Consider the following 21506-nt stretch of genomic DNA (forward strand, 5'->3'; position numbering starts at 1 on the left):
TCAATCTCGGATCACTAATCACAGCAAAATGAAGGCCGATGTGAACTCTTTGACCCTCTGAGACGTCAGATAACTCAATGCCCCCCTTTTTTCGTCCGCTGCTCCTGCTGCTGGGCCTGCTCTGCCTGCCCCTGCGGGGAGCGCAGTGCGTGGTCCTGGGGGACAGCCTTACCAAGGAATATCAGGTGGAATTTCCCCTGCTGTTCCCTCAAAATCCTGCTTCCTGGTCTGCTCGCAACTGGATCGAAATCCTCGATGAGCACCGCCATGCCTGGTTTGATATCGGTCGTTTCTCCACCTACTATCCTCCGGATCCACGCCTGACTGGGCATGAGCACAACTGGGCTTTTCCGGGTGCTAAAACAACCGAGATCGCCGCCCAGCTCCGCCTTTACGATCTCTTCCCCTGGTCCACAGAACTGGATGACCAGCTGAAGGATTCCGCCGAGCGCGTCGTCATCTTTGCCGGTGGCAATGACGTGGATGAATACTACGGCCCCATCTACAACGGCAGCAGCGCCACTTCCTACATCAATGGTACCGTCAGCAACCTGAAGGCCATCGTCAATTACGTGCGCGATGTGAAGTCCTCCCTGCCTATTGTGCTCGTCTCCGTGCCGCATCTCGGCTGTACTCCAGACATCCAGCGCCAGTATCCTACGGACCCCATCAAAACCGCGCGCGTCACTTCCGCTCTCGATAGCCTGAATGCCCAATTGGCCATGTTCGCGCAGAGCAAGGGCATCGGTTTTGCGCCCGGCGTATACCAGCTCACCAAGGACCTCATCAGCTCGCCCTTCCGCATTCGCGGCATCGAATTTTATAAAGAGGCCGACCCCGATTCCCGTGCCCGCTACGTCTTTTCTGGAGATGGTTTCCACCCCGCCACCAGTGCCCATGCCAAGATCGCTCAAATAGTCGTCGAAGCCTTCCTCACCAAGTACCCTTCCGTCCAGATTCCACCCCTGACCGATTCAGAAATCCTTTCCGATGTTCTCGATCTGAACCCCAACCTCCCTTTCCAGGAATGGATCGCCGCCTTTGGTCTCCCCAGTGGGCAAACTGGACTTCAGGATGACCCCGATGGCGACGGCCTAACCAACGAAGCTGAATTTTATATCGATGGCTCATCGCCAGCTGTCGCCTCACCAGGCCTCTTCCAGCCTTCTGTGGAAACCGCAGGGCCGGTTAAATCTCTCACCTGGACCTATCGCCTCAACCCCCTCGCCATGGAATGGGCTCCCGCAAAGCTGCAACATTCAACCAACTTGCGCATCTGGTCAGACGTGACTACGGAGCAGATATCTGCCAATGCTGACGGCTCTAGTACCGTGCGCTTACCTCTCATTGACCGGAGCTTTCTCCGGGTAAAAGTGGAGCATTGAATCTACAGCCTTGGAAAAATGAACCGGGGAGGGTTGGTTAATTTTAGGTACCCTGTTCCTGGCATCAAGGTTTCCGATTTTTTGGTGTTAGGTGTAAAATCGCGCTGCGTTTACCCTCCCCATGTCTCATCCTTTATTGTCCTTCATCGCTGCCTTCAGCCTGCTCTGCGGCACAGTCACCGCCAGGGAACTCGCCTTTGATGGGGCCACAGGATTTGGTGCCTATGCTCAAGGTGGCAAAGGCGGCCATATCCTCGAAGTCACTCGCTTGGACGACGATGTAAAATCCCCCCAGCCCGGCATGCTGCGCTGGGCCCTCACACAAAAAGGCCCCCGCATTATCAAATTCCGCGTCGGCGGCACCATTCTCCTGCACGATACCCTGGAGGTGAAGGAACCCTTCCTCACCATGAATGGTCAGGATGCCCCCGGGCAGGGCATCTGTATCCGTGGCGGCACCCTGGATTTCGAAGACACGCATGACATCATCCTTCGTTACTTTCGTGTGCGCCTCGGTGATGAAACCACCCAGCGCCGCAACAAAGAACAAGGCGTCAAACGTCCCAAAAACTCCAGCGGCCTCGATTGCATCTCCCTCACCCGCTGTCGCGATGTCATTGTGGATCACGTCTCCACCTCCTGGTGCTGCGACGAGCTCTTTAGCGTCGTGCATTGCCAGGGCATCACCGTCCAGTGGTGCCTGCTGGCTGAACCACTGACGAATCCCGCCCTCCATCCCTACGGGGACAACCACGCCTTCTGTTTCAATTCCAGCGCCAATACCCTCAGCGTTTACCATTGCCTCTTCGCTCATTACGTGATGCGTGGCCCCCAGTTCGAGGCCAACGACATGCGCCGTGAAGATACGTACGATGTCCAGATGGAAGCCGTGAATAACGTCATGTTTGACTATCAAAAATCCGGCTCCCGCTACACCACCGGTGTCGAAGACCATCGCGATGAAACCGAGGGCAAAAACTACGCCTTTCAGTTCATCGGCAATGTTTACCTGGGCGATCCTAAACGCCCCGCCATTGAGGCCGTCATGAAGCACGATGTCCACCCTGGCGTGAAAGCCTTTGTGGATGATGCCCGGCATGTGAAACTGAGCGATACCAAGGGCCGTGAAGAGAAGATGGAAAGCGCCCGCCAGCAGCTATCCACCAAAACTCTCTTCACCTCACCCATACCCATCAAGCCACTGGCCCCCGATGCCGTCCTCAAAGAAGTCCTTGATCACGCTGGATGCTCCCATGCTCGCGATTCTGTGGACCAGCGTATCGTCACAGAAGTGCGTAACAAAAAGTTTGGAATCACCCTCCGTTCCCAAGCCGACGTCGGCGGTTGGCCCATCCTGAAAGGAGAGTGAACTGGCAGTTGCCACCCACCTCCTCGGCGGAGTCCCTGGTCGTGGCTCACTCTCATTCCCTGACAGACCTCGCCTCGTACCGTCGTTCCACGCTCGCACCTATCCCATCACCATGACCCGCATCTCTCACTGGCTCAGCCTCGCCGCTCTCGCCCTGCTTACCCTTCCCACCGCCACCCGCGCGCAGGATGAAAAAAAGACGCTCAACGTCCTCTTCATCGGCAACAGCTACACCGCCCGGCACAATCTCTCCACCGTCGTCAAAGCCATGGCCGAGGCCGGAAACCCAGGCCTCACCTTCAACCGCACCGACGTCATCTATGGCGGCCGCACCTTAAAAGACCACTGGCAGTTAGGCACCCAAAACATCGTCAGCCAGTCCACCCTCACCAAGGCCGAGGCCGAAGCTACCATCGCCGCCCTGGAAAAAGCCGCCGCCGATCCCAAGGACAAATACGCCAAAAGCGCCCTCGCCCGCCATCGTAGCTTGCTGCCTAACATGGAATCCAACCGCCAGCCATGGGACATCATCGTCCTCCAGTCCTATCGCGATGACCTCACCGGAGATCCCACCCTCTACGCCGAATACGCTCCCAAATTCGCCGCCCTGGCCAAAGCCCAGGGTGCCCGCGTGGTGCTCTACGAAACTACCCCCACCACCCAGAACGAAAAACCCCTCACCACAGCACCCGATCCTGCCCCTGTTCTAGCCAAAGAGCGCGCCATCGCCGCCCTCGCCAACCGCATCGCAGCCTCCGTCGCCCCCATGGCCCTCGTCGTCCAGCGCTGCCAGGAGCAGCGCCCAGACATCACCCACCGCTTCATCAACGACGCCCACCTCAACCAAAACCTCGCCTACCTCACCGCCTGCACCCTATACGCCGCCATCTTCGAAAAAAGCCCCGTCGGCCTCCCCATCGACTCCATCACCGACATCCGCACATTCGAAGGCAAACCCGCCGATAAAACCAAAGATCGCGACGGCCTCCCCCTCACCCGCACCTTTTCAGATAAAGACCGCGCCGACCTCCAACGCATCTCCTGGGAAGCCTGGAACGAATTTCAAAAAATACGTTGAGGCATCAAATGTTCAGCTGAGCCACGATCCTTCGTAACTTCTTCGATTGTTCAGGCAAACTCCTTTGTTGATTAAGCGAGAGGTAGTGCACCGTCATTTTTTGGCTGGACCTGCTGGTTTTTTTTCTAAATCTTTCGGAGATAGTTCTTTGGTGACAGGCTTCGCTTCCGCCTCACCCTTTGATATCTCAGTCTTTGGAGATGTCTTGGATGCACTTTTGTCCGTCAGTAAAGGTGACGCAGACGATTTGGATCCAGACTGCTGCTGAAGGATGGGAGAAATATCGGAATAAATGCCGGCTTCGCGTCTTGGGGAGTAAGAATATGCAGATGATAGCCCTGCCTTATACTCCTCGGGATAGTCTCTTTTTATGGCAGCCAGGGATTCTGCAATTTTGGTTGTGGGGATAAGTTGTGAACCGCTCCTGAGAACGGTTATATAAACCGCCACTGCATCGGCATGCTGTTGAGCCTTTTCCAGATTGATAGCGCCCAAAAATTGTTTGAATACCGCTTGATCGGAACTGCTGATGGCCGTGTGGATTTGCATGGTTTGAAGGATTTCAAGCAAACGGGCCAGCAACGGCCAGTCCTCTGTCGCAATGGCCTCTTTCAACACTCTCTGTAAAAAAGTGCTAACGCTTTCATTGTCTTTATTTGACGGGCTTTCTGGAACATTGAGCAGGCGGGCTATCGCGTATCTCGTAAGCATGTCCTTGACGGCAAAGAGGGTTTCGGAACTGGCAGAATTGTACTCGCTGTAATTAAAGCGCGAAGTTATCACCGAACCCCTTTTAAAATTTTCATACACCATCTGGTAGTTGCGTAACTGAGTTGCCAGGGGGTAGTTGCCTGAGAAATTACCATCTTGCTGCTGCTTGCTCAAATCCTCGGCCTTTTTTGTTACCTCAGAGAGATCATCCAGGCTTTTGATTGCCAAAATCCATGGTTTCACATGCTCCTCAAACTCTATAGTTGTCAGGGGTTTGCTTCGCGATTCTGGTGAAATGCGTATCAGCTGCCTGTTAAGTTTTTCAATAAACTCTGAGCGTGGGATTATAGAGTTGAGACTTTTGCTATAGGTGTTGATGGTCGAATATTGAAAGCGGTCAGCAAACTCGCCTTGGCGTTTAACCAATGGATTCTCCTTTTCAAGCATGATATCTTGGATCGATGTCAGTAATAAAACAAGGGTTTGTAATGCTTCCTGATTGTATCCAGATGGCAAATCCTCCGTACTGCGTTTTTTGACAATATCCTTCTGCATCTTTTCCAAGGTGCTTATGGAGGCATCCAGTTCCCTGGCGGTAGTCGCAGTGAATGCATCTTGTAAAGAGGCTAGCAAAGTGCTGTCGTAGTTTGCCAGCCACTCTTCATTTTTTCGGGCCGTGCGCGCTTTGATTTCAGCAATGAGTTCAATGCACATCCCATCGATCTTTTCAGAAAGTGGCACGGCACGTATTTTCTCGATTCGCGAGATGATAATGTACTCCCTCTCAGATAGCAAATCATCGAAGCTGAATGAACTGAGCAAGGTTTCAGCTTGAAGTGCCTTCACTCGGTCCGTCTGATTTTTGCTTTCTCGAGCGGTTTTGATCACCGCAATAATCTCGTTTCGCAACGACTCTAATAATACCGCTGGTTCTGCGGCTATGGCTGTGAATGCAACAAACGAAAAGATCACGATAAGACGTTTCATTAGTTCCATATTAAGCACGGATCTTCGGGGGTCGATCTAAATTTATGCACACATTTTCATCTAGACTCCCAGAGCATTTAGTGTGTAAACCAGATTATGGGCCACGCCAAGATCCCTCGTATTTGTTGGGGGACTCTGGGACGAGTTCCTCAAATACGCTGATGGATATGCCCCCGAAAGCTTGGGTTAACCACACAGAGGTGCAAAGGGAAAGTAGGCTAATTTTCTTAACCTATTCACCCGAATTTTCTGCCTCCTCCGCTTGTCCGCCCTCCCGACTAAACCACTGATATGATTCCGCGGGAATTGGGCGAGGGCGAAGATCCAAGGCTGAAGGTTACTTGCTCAAGACGGGCCGTAGCGGCGTTGAGTTTTTTGGGGTGAGCTTGAAGGCTGGTTGCTTACATTAGCGGTATCTAGCCGCCTTAAGTTCAGATGCTCTATAGCTTACTTGGCTGTGGGTGCTTTGAGCTTGGCGATGAGGTATTCGTAAGCCTGGGAATGTTTCACATCAGGGGCACCGGGATAGACGAGTTCGCAAGGAACGCCGACGCTTTTGAGTTTCTCTTCAAGTTTTACGCCGAAGTTGGCACTGTGGGTGGGGTCTTTCTGAATCTGGCCCAGGGCTGGGGGGGCGCTGTAGATGAGGTAAATGGGGCAATCGTCACTGGTGACGTTGGCATAGGGGGAGTATTCCTGGATCCAGGGAAGGATGCCTTCCCGCCCGGCGAGGAATTCGCTGAACTGCTGGCCGCGCTTTTTGGGGTCGGTGGTGATGAAACCGAAGGCGTGACCGCCATAGGAGCTGTTAGGGGTCCATTCTTTCATCTGCTGAGGGTCCAGGGTGGTCTGTGCGCCACTGACGGCGGCACACCAGAGGCGGGTGGACTCCTGAGAGATCGGATCGCTGCTTTTCGGATCTGCCAGGTCATCGTGAAAGGCGAGCCAGAGGCTGGAGCAGGCTCCGGCGGAGCCGCCAGCAGCACCGATGCGCTCTTTGTCGATGTTCCACTCCGTTGCTTTGCTGCGCACAAATTGCAGTGCACGGGCGGCATCTTCCAGGGGGGCTTTGACGGGAGGCTTGATGCCTGCGGCGTGGGCCTGGGACACGTAGCGGTAATTGATGGAGACGACGGAGATCCCGGCTTCCAGATATTTTTCAAGGGAAGCGAGGCGGTTTTTATCTCCGCCCATCCAGCCGCCGCCATGGATGAAGAAAAGCAGGGGGGTGGGCTTGGCTGATTCCACTTTCCAGAAGTCCATCACCTGGCGCTCGTGGGTGCCGTAGGGGACATTGGCCTGGGTGGGCGTCGGCAGCTTGGGAGCGGGCTTGGCTGCGGTTTTCGGTTTCGCGGGGGCTTTGGTTTTAACGGGAGTATCGGCAGCGATGAGGGCTCCGCTGAGGGCGCAAAGAGCGCAGAGGGTCAGGTAGGTTGGGCGCATGGTGGAAGGTATAGGCGGGTAAAAACGGCACGGAGGCCGTGTTTCTTCCCGCTAAAGCCTTTTGCCGCACCTGCCTTTAGGGCTGCCAGTTGCCATCCCGCACGCCTTTGTCCGTAACCTTATACTTTTCATCTTCCTGGATGACTTCCCATGTTTTGCGCTGGAAGTGTTTTTTATAGGACCAGCCTGCCTCGTATTCCCAGGAGGCCGGGCCGGTGGTTTTCATCAGGCGGATTTGAATCACGTAAACGGCGATACCTCGTTCTGGGTCCACGATGAGGTTATCCGGCTGGGCTGTGGTGAGCACACTGGCGCTGATCATGCGCAGGTTGAGATCATCGAAACGCCTGAGAAACGGGACGGTGGCTGGGGTATAGTCACGGTTGGGGACGATCTCCCCCAGGGAGATGGAATAGCTTTTCGGCACGCCTGGATTGGGGTCCGGGAGTGTCCGGATGATCTCGCGCACCAGGGCCTCGGTGGCATCGGTTTCATAACTGTCCAGCCGGATGCCTTCACGATCTACGGGCCCGCAGGCGGCGAGAGTGGCAAGGCAGAGGCAGGTGAAAAGGCGGCGGATCATGGAGGCGGTCTGTGCCACGGAATACGCATGAGAGCAACTGGCGGTGCTTGGCAAGCGTTTCTCCCTCGCTATACTTTGATGATGTTCGATATTCGTGAAAAGCCTCAGCATGTGGATCGTGCCTTCCTTGTGGGTGCTTATTTTGACCGCCGTAAGGCTCAGGAGGCTACTGATTTGCTCGAAGAGCTCAATGAACTCGTCGAGACTTTGGGGATCGAAGTCGTCGGGTCCGAGCTTGTGTATGCCCGTGAACATACGGCCCGGCACCTCATCGGTAAAGGCAAGGCGAAGGAGCTGATGGATGCGGCGAAGGAGGCAGGTGCTGAGTGCATCGTCTTCGACAATGAATTTTCCCCTGGCCAGCAGCGTGCCTGGGAAAGCGAATCCGGCCTATGCGTCATTGATCGGCATGAGGTCATTCTGGACATCTTCAACATGCGCGCCAAGACGCGGGAGGCCCGCCTCCAGGTGGAGCTGGCGCGCATGGAATATTCCATCCCACGTCTGACGCGCATGTGGGCTCACCTTGACCGTCAGGGCGGTGGTGCTGGCGGTGGTGTCGGTGGTGCAGGGGCGGCTCGTGGTGAAGGGGAAACCCAGCTGGAAGTGGACCGGCGCATGGCTTATAAAAAGCTGGACCGGGTAAAGGCTGAGCTGGAGGAAGTGAAAAAGCAGCGGGATACGATGCGCAAGGAACGTAGCCGCGTCCCGGTGCCCCATGCCGCTATTGTTGGTTATACCAATGCAGGGAAGTCCTCTCTGCTGAATAAGCTGACGGATGCGGATGCTTATGTGGAGAACAAGCTCTTCGCGACCCTGGATACGACCACGCGCCGGATGGATCTGCCGGATGGCCAAGCCATGCTCGTGACTGATACGGTCGGTTTTGTCCGTAATCTTCCGCATGACTTGGTGCAAAGTTTCCGGGCGACATTGGAAGAAGCCGTGCTGGCGGATTTCCTAATTCACGTGGTGGACGCGAGCTCCCCCCATGCCTACAACTTTTATCAAACCACGACTGAGGTGCTGGCAGAACTGGGTGCCGGGGACAAGCGTGTGCTCCTGGCCCTGAACAAGGTGGACCTAACGGATGATGTGCGTCAGACCGAGCTCCGACGTCAGTTCCCTGAAGGTGTCTTCATTTCCGTCAAGACCGGCCAAGGAATGGACGATTTGTTTCACCGCATCCACGATATGCTCATCGACCGGGTGGTGCGCCTGGACCTGTGTATTCCCCTGGACCGCATGGATCTGGTGGCCCTGGCGCATCAAGAGGGCAAGGTGCTGTCCGAAGATTACGAGCGTGGCGTGGCCGACATTCAATGTGTGGTGCCGAAGCGCTTCGAGTCCAAATTCACCTCCTTCGTGCGTCCGGTGAAGAAGAAATCAGCCCGTGCTGAAGCTGCTGCTGCTGCCAAATAAAAAAGCGGAGCGAGTCTGACCGTGATATTTCTCACCCCTGAAGTATGTGCTGGCGTCTAACAATCTATTGTTTTCTCGCCTGCCTGCCAGTGTTCGCTGTGGAGGCGCATCACGAAGTGGTGACCGGCTGGCCGCAGTTGCCTGCGGATCATCAGCTAGGCCTCTGCGCGGGGGTGGATGTGGATGCGCAAAATCGCGTTTTTGTGTTTCATCGCAGCGGCAGGAAGTGGTCGAATCCCTTTCCGAAAGAACCTATTTCTCAACCTACGATCAGCGTGATTGATGGCAGTTCCGGCAAGCTTTTGCAAAGCTGGGGCGCAGGCCGGTTCATCATGCCGCATGGGCTTACGGTGGATCAGGAGGGGCATGTCTGGCTGACAGATGTGGGGCTGCATCAGGTATTCAAATGCACGGCTGAAGGGCAGGTACTGCTGACGCTGGGCCAAGCGGGTGTGCCTGGGAATGATCAGACTCATTTCAATCTGCCCACGGATGTGGCTGTCCTTTCTGATAGGTCCTTCTATGTCAGCGATGGCTACAAAAACACCCGGGTGATGAAATTCAGTGCGGATGGCCAGTTCGAATTTGAATGGGGCGCCAAGGGGAAGGGCGATGGCCAATTCAATTTGCCGCATGGGCTGGCGGTGGATTCCAAAGGCCGGGTGTATGTCTGTGACCGTGAAAACCACCGCCTCCAAGTTTTCGATGCGCGAGGCAACTTCCTCCAGGTGTGGGAAGGGGAACACGTTGGAAAACCCTACGGGGTGGCCGTGAGTCCCGAGGATGACGTTTTCATCATGGATGGCGGCATTCCTTCGTTAAAATCTGCTTCCCGAGGTAAAGCGGTACAATTGGATGCAAGTGGGCAGGTCCGGGATACCTTCGGCAGCTTTGGCAGTGCGCCAGGGCAGTTTCAGATGGGGCATGACATTGCCATCGGGCCGGATGGGGCCGTTTACACGGCTGAAGGAACGGGAGCTCGAGTGCAGAAGTTTGTCCTCAAGAAGTGAGGCAGAGTCTGTGGCTCAGGCGATTTGGTCGGCAGCCAGAGCTGCATTGCCGATGATGCCGGATTCATTGCTGAAGCGGGCGGGAACGATCTGAAGACGCTCCCAGACAACAGTGCTGAGCATGGACTGTACCTTGCGCTTGAGGGGATCAAAAATGAGGTCGCCTGCCTGGGCCACGCCGCCGCCGATGACAAAGGCATCCGGGTTAAGAAGCCAGGCGATGCTGGAGAGGGAGGTGCCCAGCCATTCGGCGATTTCTTCCCAAATCTGGCGGGCTATGTCGTCACCGGCCTTGGCGGCATCGGCGATTTTTTTTGGAGTGCATTCTTCGATGGTTTTTTGCACATGGGCCTCGGCATAACGCTGGACGGCATGCTCGGCGATTTCCTTGTTTCCGGTGTATTTTTCCAGGGCACCCAAGTTGCCGTAATGACCGGCACGGCCGTCGCATTCAATGCTCATCTGGCCGATCTCCCCGGCTGCACAGCCGCTGCCGCGATAAAGCTGGCCGTTTAAAATGAGGCCGCCGCCGATGCCGGTGCCCATGGTCAGGGCCACCACGTTTTTCAGTCCACGAGCGGCACCATAACGGAATTCTGCATAGGCCATCGCATTGGCATCATTTTCGACAGTGACGGGAAGGCCGCTTTTTTCACCCAGGATGGTTTTCAGCGGGACGTGCTTCCAACCGGGGACATTGGTGAGCACATGGACGAAGCCGTGGTCAAAATCCACGAGTCCTGGAACGCCTACGCCGATGGCGGCGATGTCTGGATAAGTTTCGCGCAGTTTGGCCACCCGGTTGGCCATCTCAGTGATCAGCGCCGCAGGGCCTGCAAAGTCAGCGGTGGGAATGGGGGCATCGGTAGTGAGCAATTCACCGCCACGGCAGACACCGAGTTTGACCGAGGTGCCGCCGAAATCAATGCCGACTGAGGTGATGGAACTTTCAGACATGAGAAGGGGCGCGGAGGATGCGCGGGCAGCAGGAGGGTGCAAGGGCAAAGGTTGAATGAGGAGGAGGCTGGTCTATCAACCAAAGGGTGGTTCTAAGCCGTCGGAGGGGGGAATTGGCAGACTGGCCACGAGCCGCAGGCCATGGAGGGTGAGGTCCGCATCCACAGAAATTTCCTCGTCCATGCCGGCGATGATCCAGCCCGCATCACCCCCTGTGGCGACGATGTGGAGAGGACCGGGGGGCAGCTCTTTTTTCAGGGCTTCGAGGATGCCTTTGATCATGCCACGATAACCAATGGCTGCGCCGGCCTGAATGGCCCCGACGGTACTTTGACCAATGGCTGTTTCGGGTTCCATCAGCTCCACCTGGGGCAGCAGGGCGGTGCGCTCGTGTAGATAATCGGTCATCAGGCGTAGACCTGGGGCGATGACGCCGCCAATGTAGTGACGGTCAGCAGAAAGGATGTCGAAAGTCACGGCGGTACCGAAATCGATAACGATACCCGGTGCCCCGTGGAGGTGTGCCAGGGCGACGGCATTGGCCAGGCGGTCTGCGCCGATGCTTTCCGGCTTCGGATAGCGGATGCCGATGCCCATGGAAGTTTGATGATTTAGGACGGTGAGGTTGGGCAGGGCATCCCGAAAGGCCTGAACGGCAGCCGGGACTACGCTGCAAATGAAGGCGGATTGAAAGGTCCAACCAGCTACGGTTTGCCTGACCAGATCAGGCGTTGCCTCACGGGTCGGCAGCTCCCGGCGGTCCAAAATGGCCTCACGGGTGGCCAGGCCGAGCTTGGTGCGGCCATTGCCTACATCGATGAGGAGAAAATCAGCGGTCATGGGCGTGCATATGGACGGGAAGAAAGATCTGGGCAAGCAAGATGGAAAAACTGGTTGCGAAAGAAGAGAAAGCATCCACAATCCCTGCCCCTCGCCCGGTTCGCCTCTCATGGGATCTGACTCCGAAGGATAAATTCGCCCCGCACATTATGAGCAACATCATCGCCAACATTGATTCTGAACAACTCAAGAAGGAAGTCGCTTCCTTTCATGTGGGTGACAGTGTCAAAATCCACACCCGAGTCATTGAAGGCGACAAAGAGCGTATTCAGATCTTCGCGGGCATCATCATCTCCCACAAAGGTGCGGGGCTGAACGAAGCTTTCACGGTCCGTAAAATCTCCTATGGTGAAGGCGTGGAACGTGTGTTCCCAGTCCACAGCCCAAAGGTGGCCAAGATCGAAGTCGTCAAAATCGGTAAAGTCCGCCGTGCCCGTCTTCACTATCTGCGCGGCCGTAAAGGCAAGCAGGCCATGACGGTCAAGGAACAGGCTTACAACAGCAACGAAGCTTAATCCGCTTCGGAACCCTTCGGGTTTTTCCTCCATTTTCAAATTCACCTCAGCATGATCTGCTGGGGTGTTTTTGCGTGGAGAGGAGAAGGCCCCAGAATCGAGGTTGCTCTGCTTCGAGCCGGATCATTTGCGTTGCAGCAAGATTACTTTGCTGCCGACTCGTAATAGCGAAATTCGAGAGCGTCTGTTGTTTCCAAGACTTCCTTCAGGGTGAACAGGTGCTCAAAGGGCGGCAGGAAGGTATCGCCTTCGTGGGCTTCTTTGACGAGGGTGAGGTAGAGGCCATCGCATTGCGGTAGCAGCTCGGCATAGACTTGGGCACCCCCGATGATGAAAATGGTCTCTGCATCTGGGCAAACGGAGGGCAATTCTGACACATTGCGGATGACGGTGAGGCCTTCGAGCGGTTCCATGTTGCGGCTGAGCACGATGTTTTGACGCCCGGGAAGGGGTCTGCCGATGGACTCATACGTTGTGCGACCCATCAGGATGGGGTGTCCCAAGGTGGTGCGCTTGAAGAACTTTAAGTCCTCCGGGAAATGCCAGGGCAGGGTGCCGTCGCGGCCAATGACGCGGTTGCTGGCCATGGCGACGATGGCGATGAGACGGGCTGGCATTACGGTGCTTTCACCCCCGGCAGTTTCACTTTGGCCACATAGATGGCGGTTTTGCCTTCGTGGCTGGAGTAGTAGCTCACAAAGAGATGCCCCTCATGCCAGCATAGGCCGGGATAGCTGCAATCACCCCCGCTGGGGAGTTCAAGTAGCGGGACGAGGCTGGTCGGCGTCATGGTATAAAGGACCATGTGGGGGCCGGGGGTTTTGCCAAATCCGCGTGAGCCGGCGATGAGGGTGCCATCCGGTAGCTCGATAAAATTGGGTCCTCCCAGGGGGACGGGGAGTTGAGTCCAGGTCCATTCACGATAGGGGGCTTTGGCCACGCCGATGGCTCCTTTGCGGTCACCGGCTTCACGGCGTACCAGGGCTACGGCACTGCCGTCTTTGAGGAAACGCAGGGTGGTTTCATTTGGCTGACCGGGCACCTGCATGATGGAGGAGAGTTGCCATACGCTGCCATCGGCGCTGGTATATGATTTCAAGGACCATTCGGGTTCGAACTTGGGTCCGCCTGTTGTCGGATAGACATTGAAGGAGACACCGTAGAATTTTTGGTCGGCAGGATTCACTGTGGTACGCCAGAGAGAGTCCCCTTCGGCCAGCAGTTTTTGGGGAGGCGTCCACACTTTGCCATCAATGGAGGTGGCATAACGCGGGCGGCGGCTTTTGAGTTGAGCGCCGTCATAAACGGAACCTCCGCAGATAAGGTAAAGGCGCTTGCCGTCTGGGGTGATTTCCAGTTTGGGGTCACGCAGGTCGGTCCCTTTTTCGGAGATGGTCGCATAGTCCACCCAGTTGTCCCCGGAGGCAGAAATGAGGATACGAACGATGCCCTCGCCCCCCATGCTGGCGCTGCCTTCGCGAAAGCAGCAGAAAAACAGGTTTTTGAAGCGGACCAGATCCGTGAAGGCCTGATGAGGTGCTTTGTCCCAGATCTTTTGGACGGCGACGATCTCCGCCTGAGGGGCCTGGGCAGCCGCACTGAGGGTGAAGATGGATGAAAGCAGGAGTGCGGGGACAAACTTCATGACCTTTCAACGTGCCTTGTTTACGCCCTCCTTCAAATATCAAAAGCGGATGTTGAGTGTGAGAGTGATGACCATGACGAAGGGTGCTGCCGCTGATCCTGGCGGATGTGATGGTGGGAATATGGTTTTAACCAAGCCTTTGTATTGGGGGGGTGCCTCTAAAAAAGCAGTGCCAAGTCGTGGCATTAAATGTTGCTCATGGAGCCGGGCCGCTGCATTTTATGGCTCATGTTTTCCGACCAACCCGCCTGGTATGTGATCCATAGCAAGCCGAAGTGTGAACATCTGGCAGCATCCATGATGCTTGGACTGCCTGATGTGGAGACTTACTGTCCGCGCATCCGGTTCCAGCGCAATACGAAGCGGGGGAAGGTGTGGTTCGTCGAGGCCCTTTTCCCAAGTTATTTCTTTGCCAGGTTTGCTCCTGCGAATTCTCTCCGCGCCGTCAGATATTCTCAAAACGTCATTCGTATTGTCGCGTTTGGAGATCAACTAATCTCAGTCACGGATGAAACCATCCGGCTGCTTCGTGAGGAGATGGAAGGGCAGGACGTCAAAATTGTCCAGGTGGGGATGAATGTGGGTGATACGGTGGAGCTGACAGAAGGGCCGCTGCGGGGTCTCAAAGGCATCGTGAACAGCATTCATGATGGCCAGGAACGAGTGAAGATCTTGATGGAGTTCCTGGGGCGTGAAAGCCTGATCGAAGTGGATGCGACAAAACTTCTCACCGATCACACGCCTCGCGACGTGTTCATTGAGCGATAAAAAAGCAGATATGGGCGAAGGGTTCGTGGGATCTCTGCGTACTCATGTGCTCTTTATGCGCCCATTCGCAATCACTTCACTTCTTACCAGCCTGGCCTTTCTGGCGCAGGCGGAAATCAAGCTCCCTTCCATCATCGGGGATAACATGGTCCTGCAGCAGAAGCAGGCCAATCCAATCTGGGGCTGGGATACGCCTGGGGCGGAGGTGACCGTCAAGTTTGCTGGCCAGACGAAGACGGCCAAAGCAGGAGCGGATGGCAAGTGGACGGTGAAACTGGATGCTGTGCCTGCGAATGCGCAACCGGCGACGATCTCTATCCAGGGCACGACGGCCAAGGAAGTGAAAAACGTCCTGGTGGGTGAGGTGTGGGTTTGCTCGGGCCAGTCCAACATGCAGTGGTCCGTCAATGGCTGCTGGGATGCAGATCTGGAAATGGCCACGGCGAAGTATCCGAACATCCGCCTCATTTCTGTGCCGCAGATTGGTACACAAGAACCGCAGCAGGACTTTAAAGGCGCATGGAAAGAGTGTTCACCAGAAACTGTCGGACCCTTCACGGCCGTCGGATACTTTTATGGTCGTATCTTGCACCGCATGCTGGATGTCCCTGTCGGGCTCATCAACAATGCCTGGGGCGGCAGTGCAGCGGAGGCCTGGGTACGGCGGGATGTGCTGGAAAATGATGCGCGTTTCAAGGGACTGATGGCTGACTGGGTGCAGCGTGAAAAAGATCTGGAGACCGACAAGGTCCGTCAGGACCATGAGAAGGCGATGGCCGACTGGAATGCAAAGAAGGACGAAGCTGATAAGGCCAAGCAACCCTTCGCCACGCGTCCACCAAAAGGCCCGCAGGAAATTTTGAAGGGCAACGCGCGTCCGGGTAATATTTATAACGGCGTGCTCCTGCCCACCATCGGATATGGCATCAAAGGCGTGATCTGGTATCAGGGGGAAACCAATGCTGGGCGCGGGTATGAATACTCATATCTGTTCCCGCTGATGATTGAGCATTGGCGCCAGGAATGGAAGCAGGGCGATTTCCCATTTTACTGGGTGCAACTTGCCGACTTCATGGGTGAAGTCAGCACTCCAGAAGAAAGCTCCTGGGCCGAACTGCGGGAAAGCCAGACAAAGACTCAGGCAGCCATCAAGAACGGCGGTCAGGCAGTCATCATTGACCTGGGGGATTCCAACGACATCCATCCCAAAAATAAACGCGATGTGGCTGAGCGTCTGGCCCGCCACGCGCTAGTCAATGACTACGGTTTCAAGCTGCCATCTCGCAGCCCTGAATACAAATCCGTCGCCATTGAAGGTAGCAAGGCGGTTGTCACCTTGGACAATTTCGGATCCAGCCTGAGGACCGTGGATGTGAGCGAGGTCAAAGGATTCGCCATTTGTGGTGAAGACCGCAAGTGGGTCTGGGCCACTGCGAAAATCATTGGGCGTGATAAGGTGGAAGTCAGCGCGGCCGAGGTGGCTAAGCCTGTGGCCGTTCGTTATGCCTGGGCCAACAATCCGGTGTGCAATCTCTACAGCGTGGACGGTCTGCCGGTCACTCCTTTCCGGACGGATGACTTTCCGATGACGACGAAGCCCAAGGAGTGAAAGAAAAGTGCTTCGGATCTCTAGCCAGCGAGGGGCCGATAAACATTATTTTTCAAAGACCACATTTCCGCCTAACCAGGTTTTCAATACCGTCGTTTGCGGCAGGTCATCAATGGGGCAGGTGAGCGGATCGCGGTCCACCAGGATCAGATCCGCCAGCCTGCCTTTTTCAATGGAGCCGGTTTCTTTTTCCAGTTTCAGCAAATAGGCGTTGTTGGTGGTGTAAAGGCGCAGCGCTTCCTCACGTGTCAGGGCGTTTTCAATGTGTACAGGTTTGTCCAGCTTGCGGGCTTTGCGGGTGATGGCGGTCCACATGCCTAACCAGGGATTGTATGGATTCACGCTGCGAAAGGAGCCGATCTTTTGCATGTGGTCGCTGCCTCCGCCCACGATGACTTTTTGATCAAAGCAGGCGCGCAGAGGCTGGAACATGGCCATGCGGTCCTCGCCAAAATGACCGGTCAGGGTGCGGCCATCCATGTGCAACCAGATGGGCTGAAGATCAATGCAGACGCCCAGCTTGGCAGCCTTGGCGATGGATTCCGGCTGCATGAAATTGCAATGAGTGATGGAAGCACGCGCAGCCCGTACGGAATGGCGCTGGTTCACTTCTTCATAAGTGTCCACCAGCAGCTTCACCGCTCCATCACCCACGGAGTGAGCGGTAAACTGGAGGCCGGCAGCGGTCACTTTTTCAACCAGTTGCTTCAAGCGTTCAGGGGTGATTTTTTGCACACCACGATATTGTGGATCGCTGATTCCATAGGCTTCACTGATGCCCCATGGCTCTGACATGAGTGAGCTGCCGGTGAGCATGCCGCCATCCAGATAGACCTTGGTGCCGATGATCTGGAGCTGGGGGTCTGCTTTGGCCAGAGGGCTGTTGATAACTTCTTCAATGGCGTTTTCAGAGGCAGGCCACAGGCTCATGGCGGGGATGCCCATGGAGACACGCATGCGCACGGTGAGATCTCCTTTTTGGCGCAGTTCCTCATACAACGCTGTCTGGCCAGGGCTGGAGTCGCGGTCAGCGACGGTGGTTAGGCCGACGCTGTTGTAATCCCTGAACAGTTCCCTGGTGCGCCGGTACTTGTCTTCTGCTTTGGGAGATTGGGTAATGGCCTTGGCGGAAAGCTTCGGGCTGAAACTGCGCAGAAGCCCGGTTGGTTCTCCTGTGGCGGGATCTTTTTCGATCTTTCCGGCGTGGTCCTTGGGCAAAGCGAAATCCCGGTCGATGCCTGCCATTTTGAGGGCAAGGCTGCTGAGCATCGCATCGGGTCCGGTGGAAAAGACCACCGGATTTTCCGGTGCTACGGCGTCCAGTTCAGCGCGGGTGGGATAACGTTTTTCCTCCAGCCGTGTGATGAAAACCTGGCGCAGGGCGATGAGGTCGCCCGGTTTGGAAACTTTCACCCGGGAAGCAATGTAGGCCAGCACCTCGGCGATGGTTTCCATGGTGGGAATTTCATGGTCGAACTCCACCATGGCTGCGGACGAAGGGTGGACATGGGAGTCCATGAGCCCTGGCATGAGGGTCTTGCCGCTGAGATCCAGGAGTTGGGTCTGATCATTCTTCAGCGCCAGAACCTCCTCGTTGCCTCCCACTGCGACGATGCGCCCCTCTTCGACCGCCACGGCCTCAGCAAAGCTTAGCTTTTCATCCATGGTGATCACACGGCCATGATGCAGGATGAGATCCGGGGCTGCATGTAGGGGCAGTGTTAGGGCAATGAACAGGGCTGGAATACGCATGGGCTACCAACGGACCTGGCGTTTAAAATCCTGCGCCATTGTCACTTCGCAGCCCATATCCTGTGTTGGGAATTAACGGTTTGACTATGTTTGTATTAATGGATTAGATGGGGTGGAACCATCAAAACAATTATTACTCATGATCATCTGGAAAGGACGGGGCATACTCATTTTGTTATTCGTGGTAGGCGGCTTTATGCTGGGCCTGGCCTTTGATTCTGTGGTCCTTGCAGCTTGGGGTGCGGTGGCTGGAGCATGGTTATTTGCGCTTACGGTGGGTAAAACCACCCAGCGGATTTTGGTGGACCCCCAAACACAGCGGCCGGTGGTCTTCAAAAACGCGCACACCCTCTACTTCATTCCTCCCAAAGGCTGGGCAGTGTTGCTCACCATCCTGGCTTTGTTCATCAGTTTCATACCCAGAGACAAACTGTCTGAAGACAGCGGGCCTGCGCAAACTGCATTCAAAAAAGCGGACAGCCTGATCACGTCTTCAGGCAAAGGGACGGTTCATGGCAATACACCCCAGGCCGTAAGTCTGGCCAAAGACTTTGCCGCTGCATCCAAAGAGTTCCGGGATCTTTTCATCGAAAAGGGCAAGGATAGTGAATTCCTGACCTATGTCTATTTGACCCCCACACGCTGCGTTTTTCTGCTGCACGTGCCTCAGTTGAGGAAGTTTTCGAAAGAGGCCAAAGATACCATGTCGGAAATCGCGTGGTTAAGTGCACAGGGACTTGCCGCCAAACTAACTCCCAAGCCTTCCAAGGTGGCCCTGGGAATCCGAGGCAACATTTTGTATGACCGTGCCTACATTGGCCACCCCGTGAGTAACGAAGAGGACTCCAAAGGCATTGACCAGGAGGTGAAGGGTATGGACGCTAGAGAGGTTCTCGCACTTCTCTTTGAGCCGGAAACTGAGACTCCCGACCTGGCGGCTGTGGCTGAAGAAACCCCTGCTCTTACGGAAGAATCCGAAACGCCGACCAGCACTGCCGCTCTTGAAGCAGAACCTGCGCCCTCAAACTCCCCTGCTGTGGAGCTTGCTTCTTCAGAGGCCCCTCCTGCTGTGGAGCCGACGTCCTCGACAGTGCTTGTGGAGGCCCCTGTCAGTTCTCTGCCCACACCTGTCAGAGATTGGAAAGATTCGTCCGGCAGGCCGATGCGTGCTGCCATGATTCGGTTCACGAATGAGGAGCGCAGCACGGGCGAATTCAAACGTGAAGATGGCCAGGTCTTTGAAGTGCCCCTGGACCGCTTTTCTGATGAGGATAAACAATTCATCCAGTCATTGTCCGATCAATAACGACGACTCGATGAATGGATGATTTGGAAACGGTCCTTGCACCCTGTTTGCCCATGACGCTAGTCTGGAAGGACATGCAAAAACTCGTCCTTAGCATTCTTTTACTCGCTTCACCCTGCTCCTTTGCCGCCGATGCGGCTCCAGAGTTTAGAGGTGGCATCGAGCGATTTGACCCGGCTTTTGACAAACTCATTGCTCCAGATGCGAAGATTGAGATCCTGGCGACTGGCTTCAACTGGTCAGAAGGACCGGTGTGGAAAGATTGGCAGATTCTCTTTTCGGATGTGCCTGAGAATACGGTCTTTGGCTGGAAGGAAGGGGATACCAGTGCCGCCAGTTTCTTGAAACCCAGCGGTAGTCTGAGTGGAGAAGGTCAGGGGTCCAATGGGCTGGCGGTGGATGCGAAAGGCAGCCTGATTCTTTGCCAGCATGGGGAGCGTAGGGTCGCGCGATTGGAGAAGGACGGCAGCTTCACCTCCCTGGCGGACAAGTTTGAAGGAAAGCGTTTCAACAGCCCCAATGACCTCGTCATCGCTAAAAATGGCAGCTTATTTTTCACTGACCCACCTTATGGGATGAAGAAGGGGACGGAACCTGATGCGCCCTATCATGGCATCTATCGAGTGGATGCAGGTGGCGAGGTGAGCCTGATCATTGAGGACATCCGCTGGCCTAACGGAATCGCTCTCAGTCCGAATGAAAAGACGTTGTACATTGCTGTGTCGGACAAGGATAACACCCGGCTCATGGCCTATGATCTCCAGGCAGATGGCAGTGTGAAAAATGGCCGTCAGTTTTTCCATGCGCAGCCGCTCAAGTCCGAATCCCGCAAAGGCGGCTGCGACGGCATGAAGGTGGATGCTCAGGGAAATATCTGGACCACAGGTCCTGGTGGAGTGCTGGTCATCAGCCCTGAAGGCAAGCATTTGGGCTCCATTCTTACCGGTGTTCCCACGGGGAACTGCGCCTGGGGCGGTGAGGACAAAGGTACGATGTATGTCACTGCGGACATGTTTTTGCTGCGTGTGAAGACGCTGGTGAAGGGGTATTGAGGAGATTGATCATGCCTTGTTCAGGAGCAGGACCCTGAAAAGTCTGCCCATGAAGGCTGGGTGTGTCAGGGAGTGATACTGGCGTAAGAGAGCCTGGGTTTCTGAATCCATCTTTCCTTCCAGCCCTGCCAGCCAAGGGAGGCCTAGTTTGCCCAGGAAGCGGCCTTGCAATTCATACGTCTGCTGTTTCATGCCGGAGGATTCGGCAACTTCGATGAGGCGGGTGAAATTGACATGGGTTGTGAGGTCGCATTCACCTAGATCTTCCAGCACCCGATCATCGGTCTGGTGATTTCGATAACGGCGTATAGTCCCGGTATTGCGCTCAGGGGAATACAGTTCTGCTGCATCGTATCCATAATCAGCGATGTAGATGGTTCCCCGGAAGGGGGAGGCTGCCAGCTCAACTATCCAGTCCATCGCGGCCAGATTCACCTCGGTTGTGTATCCGGCAGGTAGGTCTTGGGGCAGGCCAGTTAGCTCTCTGGCCAGTCTTTCTGTGGAGGGTGGGCCGGGTATCAACCCAGGGCGATGATCTTCCTGCGCCTGCACATACAGCTCCTTCCAGGCTGTACCGTCCCACTGCACCAAGTGTACCGGCATGGCATCCGGCAGTTCATTGCAAAGGTAAAAGGCAGTTACGGCAGGCACTGCGGATAGGGAGGAGACCCATCGGACCCGGTCGCCAAAAGGGGCAAGACGTTGACGCTGAACAGCTTCGTAGCGTGGATTGGGTTCAACGATCAGATAGGGCTTATCCACGGTGGAGAGGATATCCTCCGCTAGCTGTCCATCGTGTGCGGCCTGTTCGATGATGACAAAGTCTGCCGGATGGCCCATCTCCTGGTACGTTTGTTCAGCCAGGTGCCCCAGCAGTTTTCCATAAAGAGGGCCGACGGATACGGCGGTGTAAAAGTCTCCCCCTCGTCCTATTCGGCGGGGCTTTGGGCCATAGTATCCCTGAACAGGGTGATAAAGCGCCTGTTCCATGACATGGGCAAAGGTAAGTCCGCATGCTGATGACGCTGAAATTTCATCGTGCAAAATGCGAGTCAGTGAGGTCATGGGGAAACA

The 21506-nt window shown here is 55.5% G+C and carries 19 protein-coding genes; 10 read left to right on the forward strand and 9 right to left on the reverse strand.

The window, feature by feature from the left end:
• Nucleotides 1-77 precede the first annotated feature (77 nt).
• The 3 genes from EI77_RS10335 to EI77_RS10345 all read left to right on the forward strand — a co-directional run bounded on the left by EI77_RS10335 (nucleotide 78) and on the right by EI77_RS10345 (nucleotide 3832).
• Nucleotides 78-1385 (forward strand): SGNH/GDSL hydrolase family protein, encoded by a 1308-nt coding sequence (locus EI77_RS10335; RefSeq protein ID WP_133795190.1) that lies wholly within the window; start codon nucleotides 78-80, stop codon nucleotides 1383-1385.
• 121 nt (nucleotides 1386-1506) lie between these two features.
• Nucleotides 1507-2754, forward strand: a complete 1248-nt coding sequence (locus EI77_RS10340; protein ID WP_133795191.1) for a hypothetical protein — start codon at nucleotides 1507-1509, stop codon at nucleotides 2752-2754.
• A gap of 112 nt (nucleotides 2755-2866) precedes the next feature.
• The gene (locus EI77_RS10345; RefSeq protein ID WP_133795192.1) at nucleotides 2867-3832 is read left to right on the forward strand and encodes a hypothetical protein; all 966 of its coding nucleotides are present in this window, start codon (nucleotides 2867-2869) and stop codon (nucleotides 3830-3832) included.
• A 93-nt stretch (nucleotides 3833-3925) separates the two neighbouring features.
• Here the strand turns inward: EI77_RS10345 and EI77_RS10350 are convergent, their stop codons facing one another.
• From EI77_RS10350 to EI77_RS10360, 3 genes are all read right to left on the reverse strand, one after another.
• Nucleotides 3926-5530: a hypothetical protein gene (locus EI77_RS10350; protein ID WP_133795193.1), complete on the reverse strand. Its 1605-nt coding sequence runs from the start codon at nucleotides 5528-5530 to the stop codon at nucleotides 3926-3928.
• A 447-nt stretch (nucleotides 5531-5977) separates the two neighbouring features.
• Nucleotides 5978-6973 carry an alpha/beta hydrolase family protein gene (locus EI77_RS10355; RefSeq protein WP_133795194.1) on the reverse strand — a complete coding sequence of 332 codons (996 nt, stop codon included), beginning with the start codon at nucleotides 6971-6973 and terminating at the stop codon, nucleotides 5978-5980.
• A 76-nt stretch (nucleotides 6974-7049) separates the two neighbouring features.
• Nucleotides 7050-7556 carry a hypothetical protein gene (locus EI77_RS10360; RefSeq protein WP_133795195.1) on the reverse strand — a complete coding sequence of 169 codons (507 nt, stop codon included), beginning with the start codon at nucleotides 7554-7556 and terminating at the stop codon, nucleotides 7050-7052.
• A 27-nt stretch (nucleotides 7557-7583) separates the two neighbouring features.
• Between EI77_RS10360 and hflX the strand changes: the two genes are divergently transcribed.
• Complete coding sequence (gene hflX / locus EI77_RS10365; RefSeq protein WP_243838784.1) at nucleotides 7584-8978, forward strand: GTPase HflX; 1395 nt, start codon at nucleotides 7584-7586, stop codon at nucleotides 8976-8978.
• 44 nt (nucleotides 8979-9022) lie between these two features.
• The gene (locus EI77_RS10370; RefSeq protein ID WP_133795196.1) at nucleotides 9023-9988 is read left to right on the forward strand and encodes a peptidyl-alpha-hydroxyglycine alpha-amidating lyase family protein; all 966 of its coding nucleotides are present in this window, start codon (nucleotides 9023-9025) and stop codon (nucleotides 9986-9988) included.
• Nucleotides 9989-10003: 15 nt separating this feature from the next.
• Here the strand turns inward: EI77_RS10370 and EI77_RS10375 are convergent, their stop codons facing one another.
• Both EI77_RS10375 and EI77_RS10380 read right to left on the reverse strand, forming a co-directional pair.
• Entirely contained in the window at nucleotides 10004-10945 is a 942-nt protein-coding gene (locus EI77_RS10375; protein ID WP_133795197.1) for an ROK family protein, read from the reverse strand.
• 75 nt (nucleotides 10946-11020) lie between these two features.
• Complete coding sequence (locus EI77_RS10380; protein ID WP_166647172.1) at nucleotides 11021-11785, reverse strand: type III pantothenate kinase; 765 nt, start codon at nucleotides 11783-11785, stop codon at nucleotides 11021-11023.
• 149 nt (nucleotides 11786-11934) lie between these two features.
• Between EI77_RS10380 and rplS the strand changes: the two genes are divergently transcribed.
• Complete coding sequence (gene rplS / locus EI77_RS10385; protein WP_133795199.1) at nucleotides 11935-12300, forward strand: 50S ribosomal protein L19; 366 nt, start codon at nucleotides 11935-11937, stop codon at nucleotides 12298-12300.
• A gap of 143 nt (nucleotides 12301-12443) precedes the next feature.
• On the opposite strand, the gene EI77_RS10390 is transcribed toward rplS, so the two are convergent.
• Together EI77_RS10390 and EI77_RS10395 are read right to left on the reverse strand one after the other, a co-directional pair.
• Nucleotides 12444-12917 (reverse strand): dihydrofolate reductase, encoded by a 474-nt coding sequence (locus EI77_RS10390; RefSeq protein WP_133795200.1) that lies wholly within the window; start codon nucleotides 12915-12917, stop codon nucleotides 12444-12446.
• Nucleotides 12917-13945 carry a sialidase/neuraminidase family protein gene (locus EI77_RS10395; RefSeq protein ID WP_133795201.1) on the reverse strand — a complete coding sequence of 343 codons (1029 nt, stop codon included), beginning with the start codon at nucleotides 13943-13945 and terminating at the stop codon, nucleotides 12917-12919. The genes EI77_RS10390 and EI77_RS10395 overlap by 1 nt, the downstream gene beginning before the upstream one ends.
• A gap of 228 nt (nucleotides 13946-14173) precedes the next feature.
• On the opposite strand from EI77_RS10395, the gene nusG reads away from it, so the two are divergent.
• Entirely contained in the window at nucleotides 14174-14713 is a 540-nt protein-coding gene (nusG, locus tag EI77_RS10400) for a transcription termination/antitermination protein NusG (protein WP_166647173.1), read from the forward strand.
• A gap of 55 nt (nucleotides 14714-14768) precedes the next feature.
• Nucleotides 14769-16322 carry a sialate O-acetylesterase gene (locus EI77_RS10405; RefSeq protein ID WP_133795203.1) on the forward strand — a complete coding sequence of 518 codons (1554 nt, stop codon included), beginning with the start codon at nucleotides 14769-14771 and terminating at the stop codon, nucleotides 16320-16322.
• 45 nt (nucleotides 16323-16367) lie between these two features.
• Here the strand turns inward: EI77_RS10405 and EI77_RS10410 are convergent, their stop codons facing one another.
• On the reverse strand, nucleotides 16368-18074 hold the full coding sequence (locus EI77_RS10410; protein ID WP_133795204.1) for an amidohydrolase: 1707 nt from the start codon (nucleotides 18072-18074) through the stop codon (nucleotides 16368-16370).
• 139 nt (nucleotides 18075-18213) lie between these two features.
• Here EI77_RS10410 and EI77_RS10415 point away from each other — a divergent pair, with 139 nt between their 5' ends.
• Nucleotides 18214-19380 carry a hypothetical protein gene (locus EI77_RS10415; RefSeq protein WP_133795205.1) on the forward strand — a complete coding sequence of 389 codons (1167 nt, stop codon included), beginning with the start codon at nucleotides 18214-18216 and terminating at the stop codon, nucleotides 19378-19380.
• A 53-nt stretch (nucleotides 19381-19433) separates the two neighbouring features.
• Nucleotides 19434-20432 carry an SMP-30/gluconolactonase/LRE family protein gene (locus EI77_RS10420; RefSeq protein ID WP_133795206.1) on the forward strand — a complete coding sequence of 333 codons (999 nt, stop codon included), beginning with the start codon at nucleotides 19434-19436 and terminating at the stop codon, nucleotides 20430-20432.
• A gap of 9 nt (nucleotides 20433-20441) precedes the next feature.
• On the opposite strand, the gene EI77_RS10425 is transcribed toward EI77_RS10420, so the two are convergent.
• On the reverse strand, nucleotides 20442-21422 hold the full coding sequence (locus EI77_RS10425; RefSeq protein ID WP_166647174.1) for a class I SAM-dependent methyltransferase: 981 nt from the start codon (nucleotides 21420-21422) through the stop codon (nucleotides 20442-20444).
• Nucleotides 21423-21506 lie beyond the last annotated feature (84 nt).

It is taken from the genome of Prosthecobacter fusiformis, assembly GCF_004364345.1.
Classification (GTDB): Bacteria; Verrucomicrobiota; Verrucomicrobiia; order Verrucomicrobiales; family Verrucomicrobiaceae; genus Prosthecobacter; species Prosthecobacter fusiformis.

What these genes read in the sequence shown, in the direction of transcription:
- EI77_RS10335 (WP_133795190.1), top strand. Translation starts at nt 78, where the DNA reads ATGCCCCCCTTTTTTCGTCCGCTGCTCCTGCTGCTGGGCCTGCTCTGC.
- EI77_RS10340 (WP_133795191.1), top strand. Translation starts at nt 1,507, where the DNA reads ATGTCTCATCCTTTATTGTCCTTCATCGCTGCCTTCAGCCTGCTCTGC.
- EI77_RS10345 (WP_133795192.1), top strand. Translation starts at nt 2,867, where the DNA reads ATGACCCGCATCTCTCACTGGCTCAGCCTCGCCGCTCTCGCCCTGCTT.
- EI77_RS10350 (WP_133795193.1), bottom strand. Translation starts at nt 5,530, where the DNA reads ATGAAACGTCTTATCGTGATCTTTTCGTTTGTTGCATTCACAGCCATA.
- EI77_RS10355 (WP_133795194.1), bottom strand. Translation starts at nt 6,973, where the DNA reads ATGCGCCCAACCTACCTGACCCTCTGCGCTCTTTGCGCCCTCAGCGGA.
- EI77_RS10360 (WP_133795195.1), bottom strand. Translation starts at nt 7,556, where the DNA reads ATGATCCGCCGCCTTTTCACCTGCCTCTGCCTTGCCACTCTCGCCGCC.
- hflX (WP_243838784.1), top strand. Translation starts at nt 7,584, where the DNA reads ATGAGAGCAACTGGCGGTGCTTGGCAAGCGTTTCTCCCTCGCTATACT.
- EI77_RS10370 (WP_133795196.1), top strand. Translation starts at nt 9,023, where the DNA reads ATGTGCTGGCGTCTAACAATCTATTGTTTTCTCGCCTGCCTGCCAGTG.
- EI77_RS10375 (WP_133795197.1), bottom strand. Translation starts at nt 10,945, where the DNA reads ATGTCTGAAAGTTCCATCACCTCAGTCGGCATTGATTTCGGCGGCACC.
- EI77_RS10380 (WP_166647172.1), bottom strand. Translation starts at nt 11,785, where the DNA reads ATGACCGCTGATTTTCTCCTCATCGATGTAGGCAATGGCCGCACCAAG.
- rplS (WP_133795199.1), top strand. Translation starts at nt 11,935, where the DNA reads ATGAGCAACATCATCGCCAACATTGATTCTGAACAACTCAAGAAGGAA.
- EI77_RS10390 (WP_133795200.1), bottom strand. Translation starts at nt 12,917, where the DNA reads ATGCCAGCCCGTCTCATCGCCATCGTCGCCATGGCCAGCAACCGCGTC.
- EI77_RS10395 (WP_133795201.1), bottom strand. Translation starts at nt 13,945, where the DNA reads ATGAAGTTTGTCCCCGCACTCCTGCTTTCATCCATCTTCACCCTCAGT.
- nusG (WP_166647173.1), top strand. Translation starts at nt 14,174, where the DNA reads ATGTTTTCCGACCAACCCGCCTGGTATGTGATCCATAGCAAGCCGAAG.
- EI77_RS10405 (WP_133795203.1), top strand. Translation starts at nt 14,769, where the DNA reads ATGCGCCCATTCGCAATCACTTCACTTCTTACCAGCCTGGCCTTTCTG.
- EI77_RS10410 (WP_133795204.1), bottom strand. Translation starts at nt 18,074, where the DNA reads ATGCGTATTCCAGCCCTGTTCATTGCCCTAACACTGCCCCTACATGCA.
- EI77_RS10415 (WP_133795205.1), top strand. Translation starts at nt 18,214, where the DNA reads ATGATCATCTGGAAAGGACGGGGCATACTCATTTTGTTATTCGTGGTA.
- EI77_RS10420 (WP_133795206.1), top strand. Translation starts at nt 19,434, where the DNA reads ATGACGCTAGTCTGGAAGGACATGCAAAAACTCGTCCTTAGCATTCTT.
- EI77_RS10425 (WP_166647174.1), bottom strand. Translation starts at nt 21,422, where the DNA reads ATGGAACAGGCGCTTTATCACCCTGTTCAGGGATACTATGGCCCAAAG.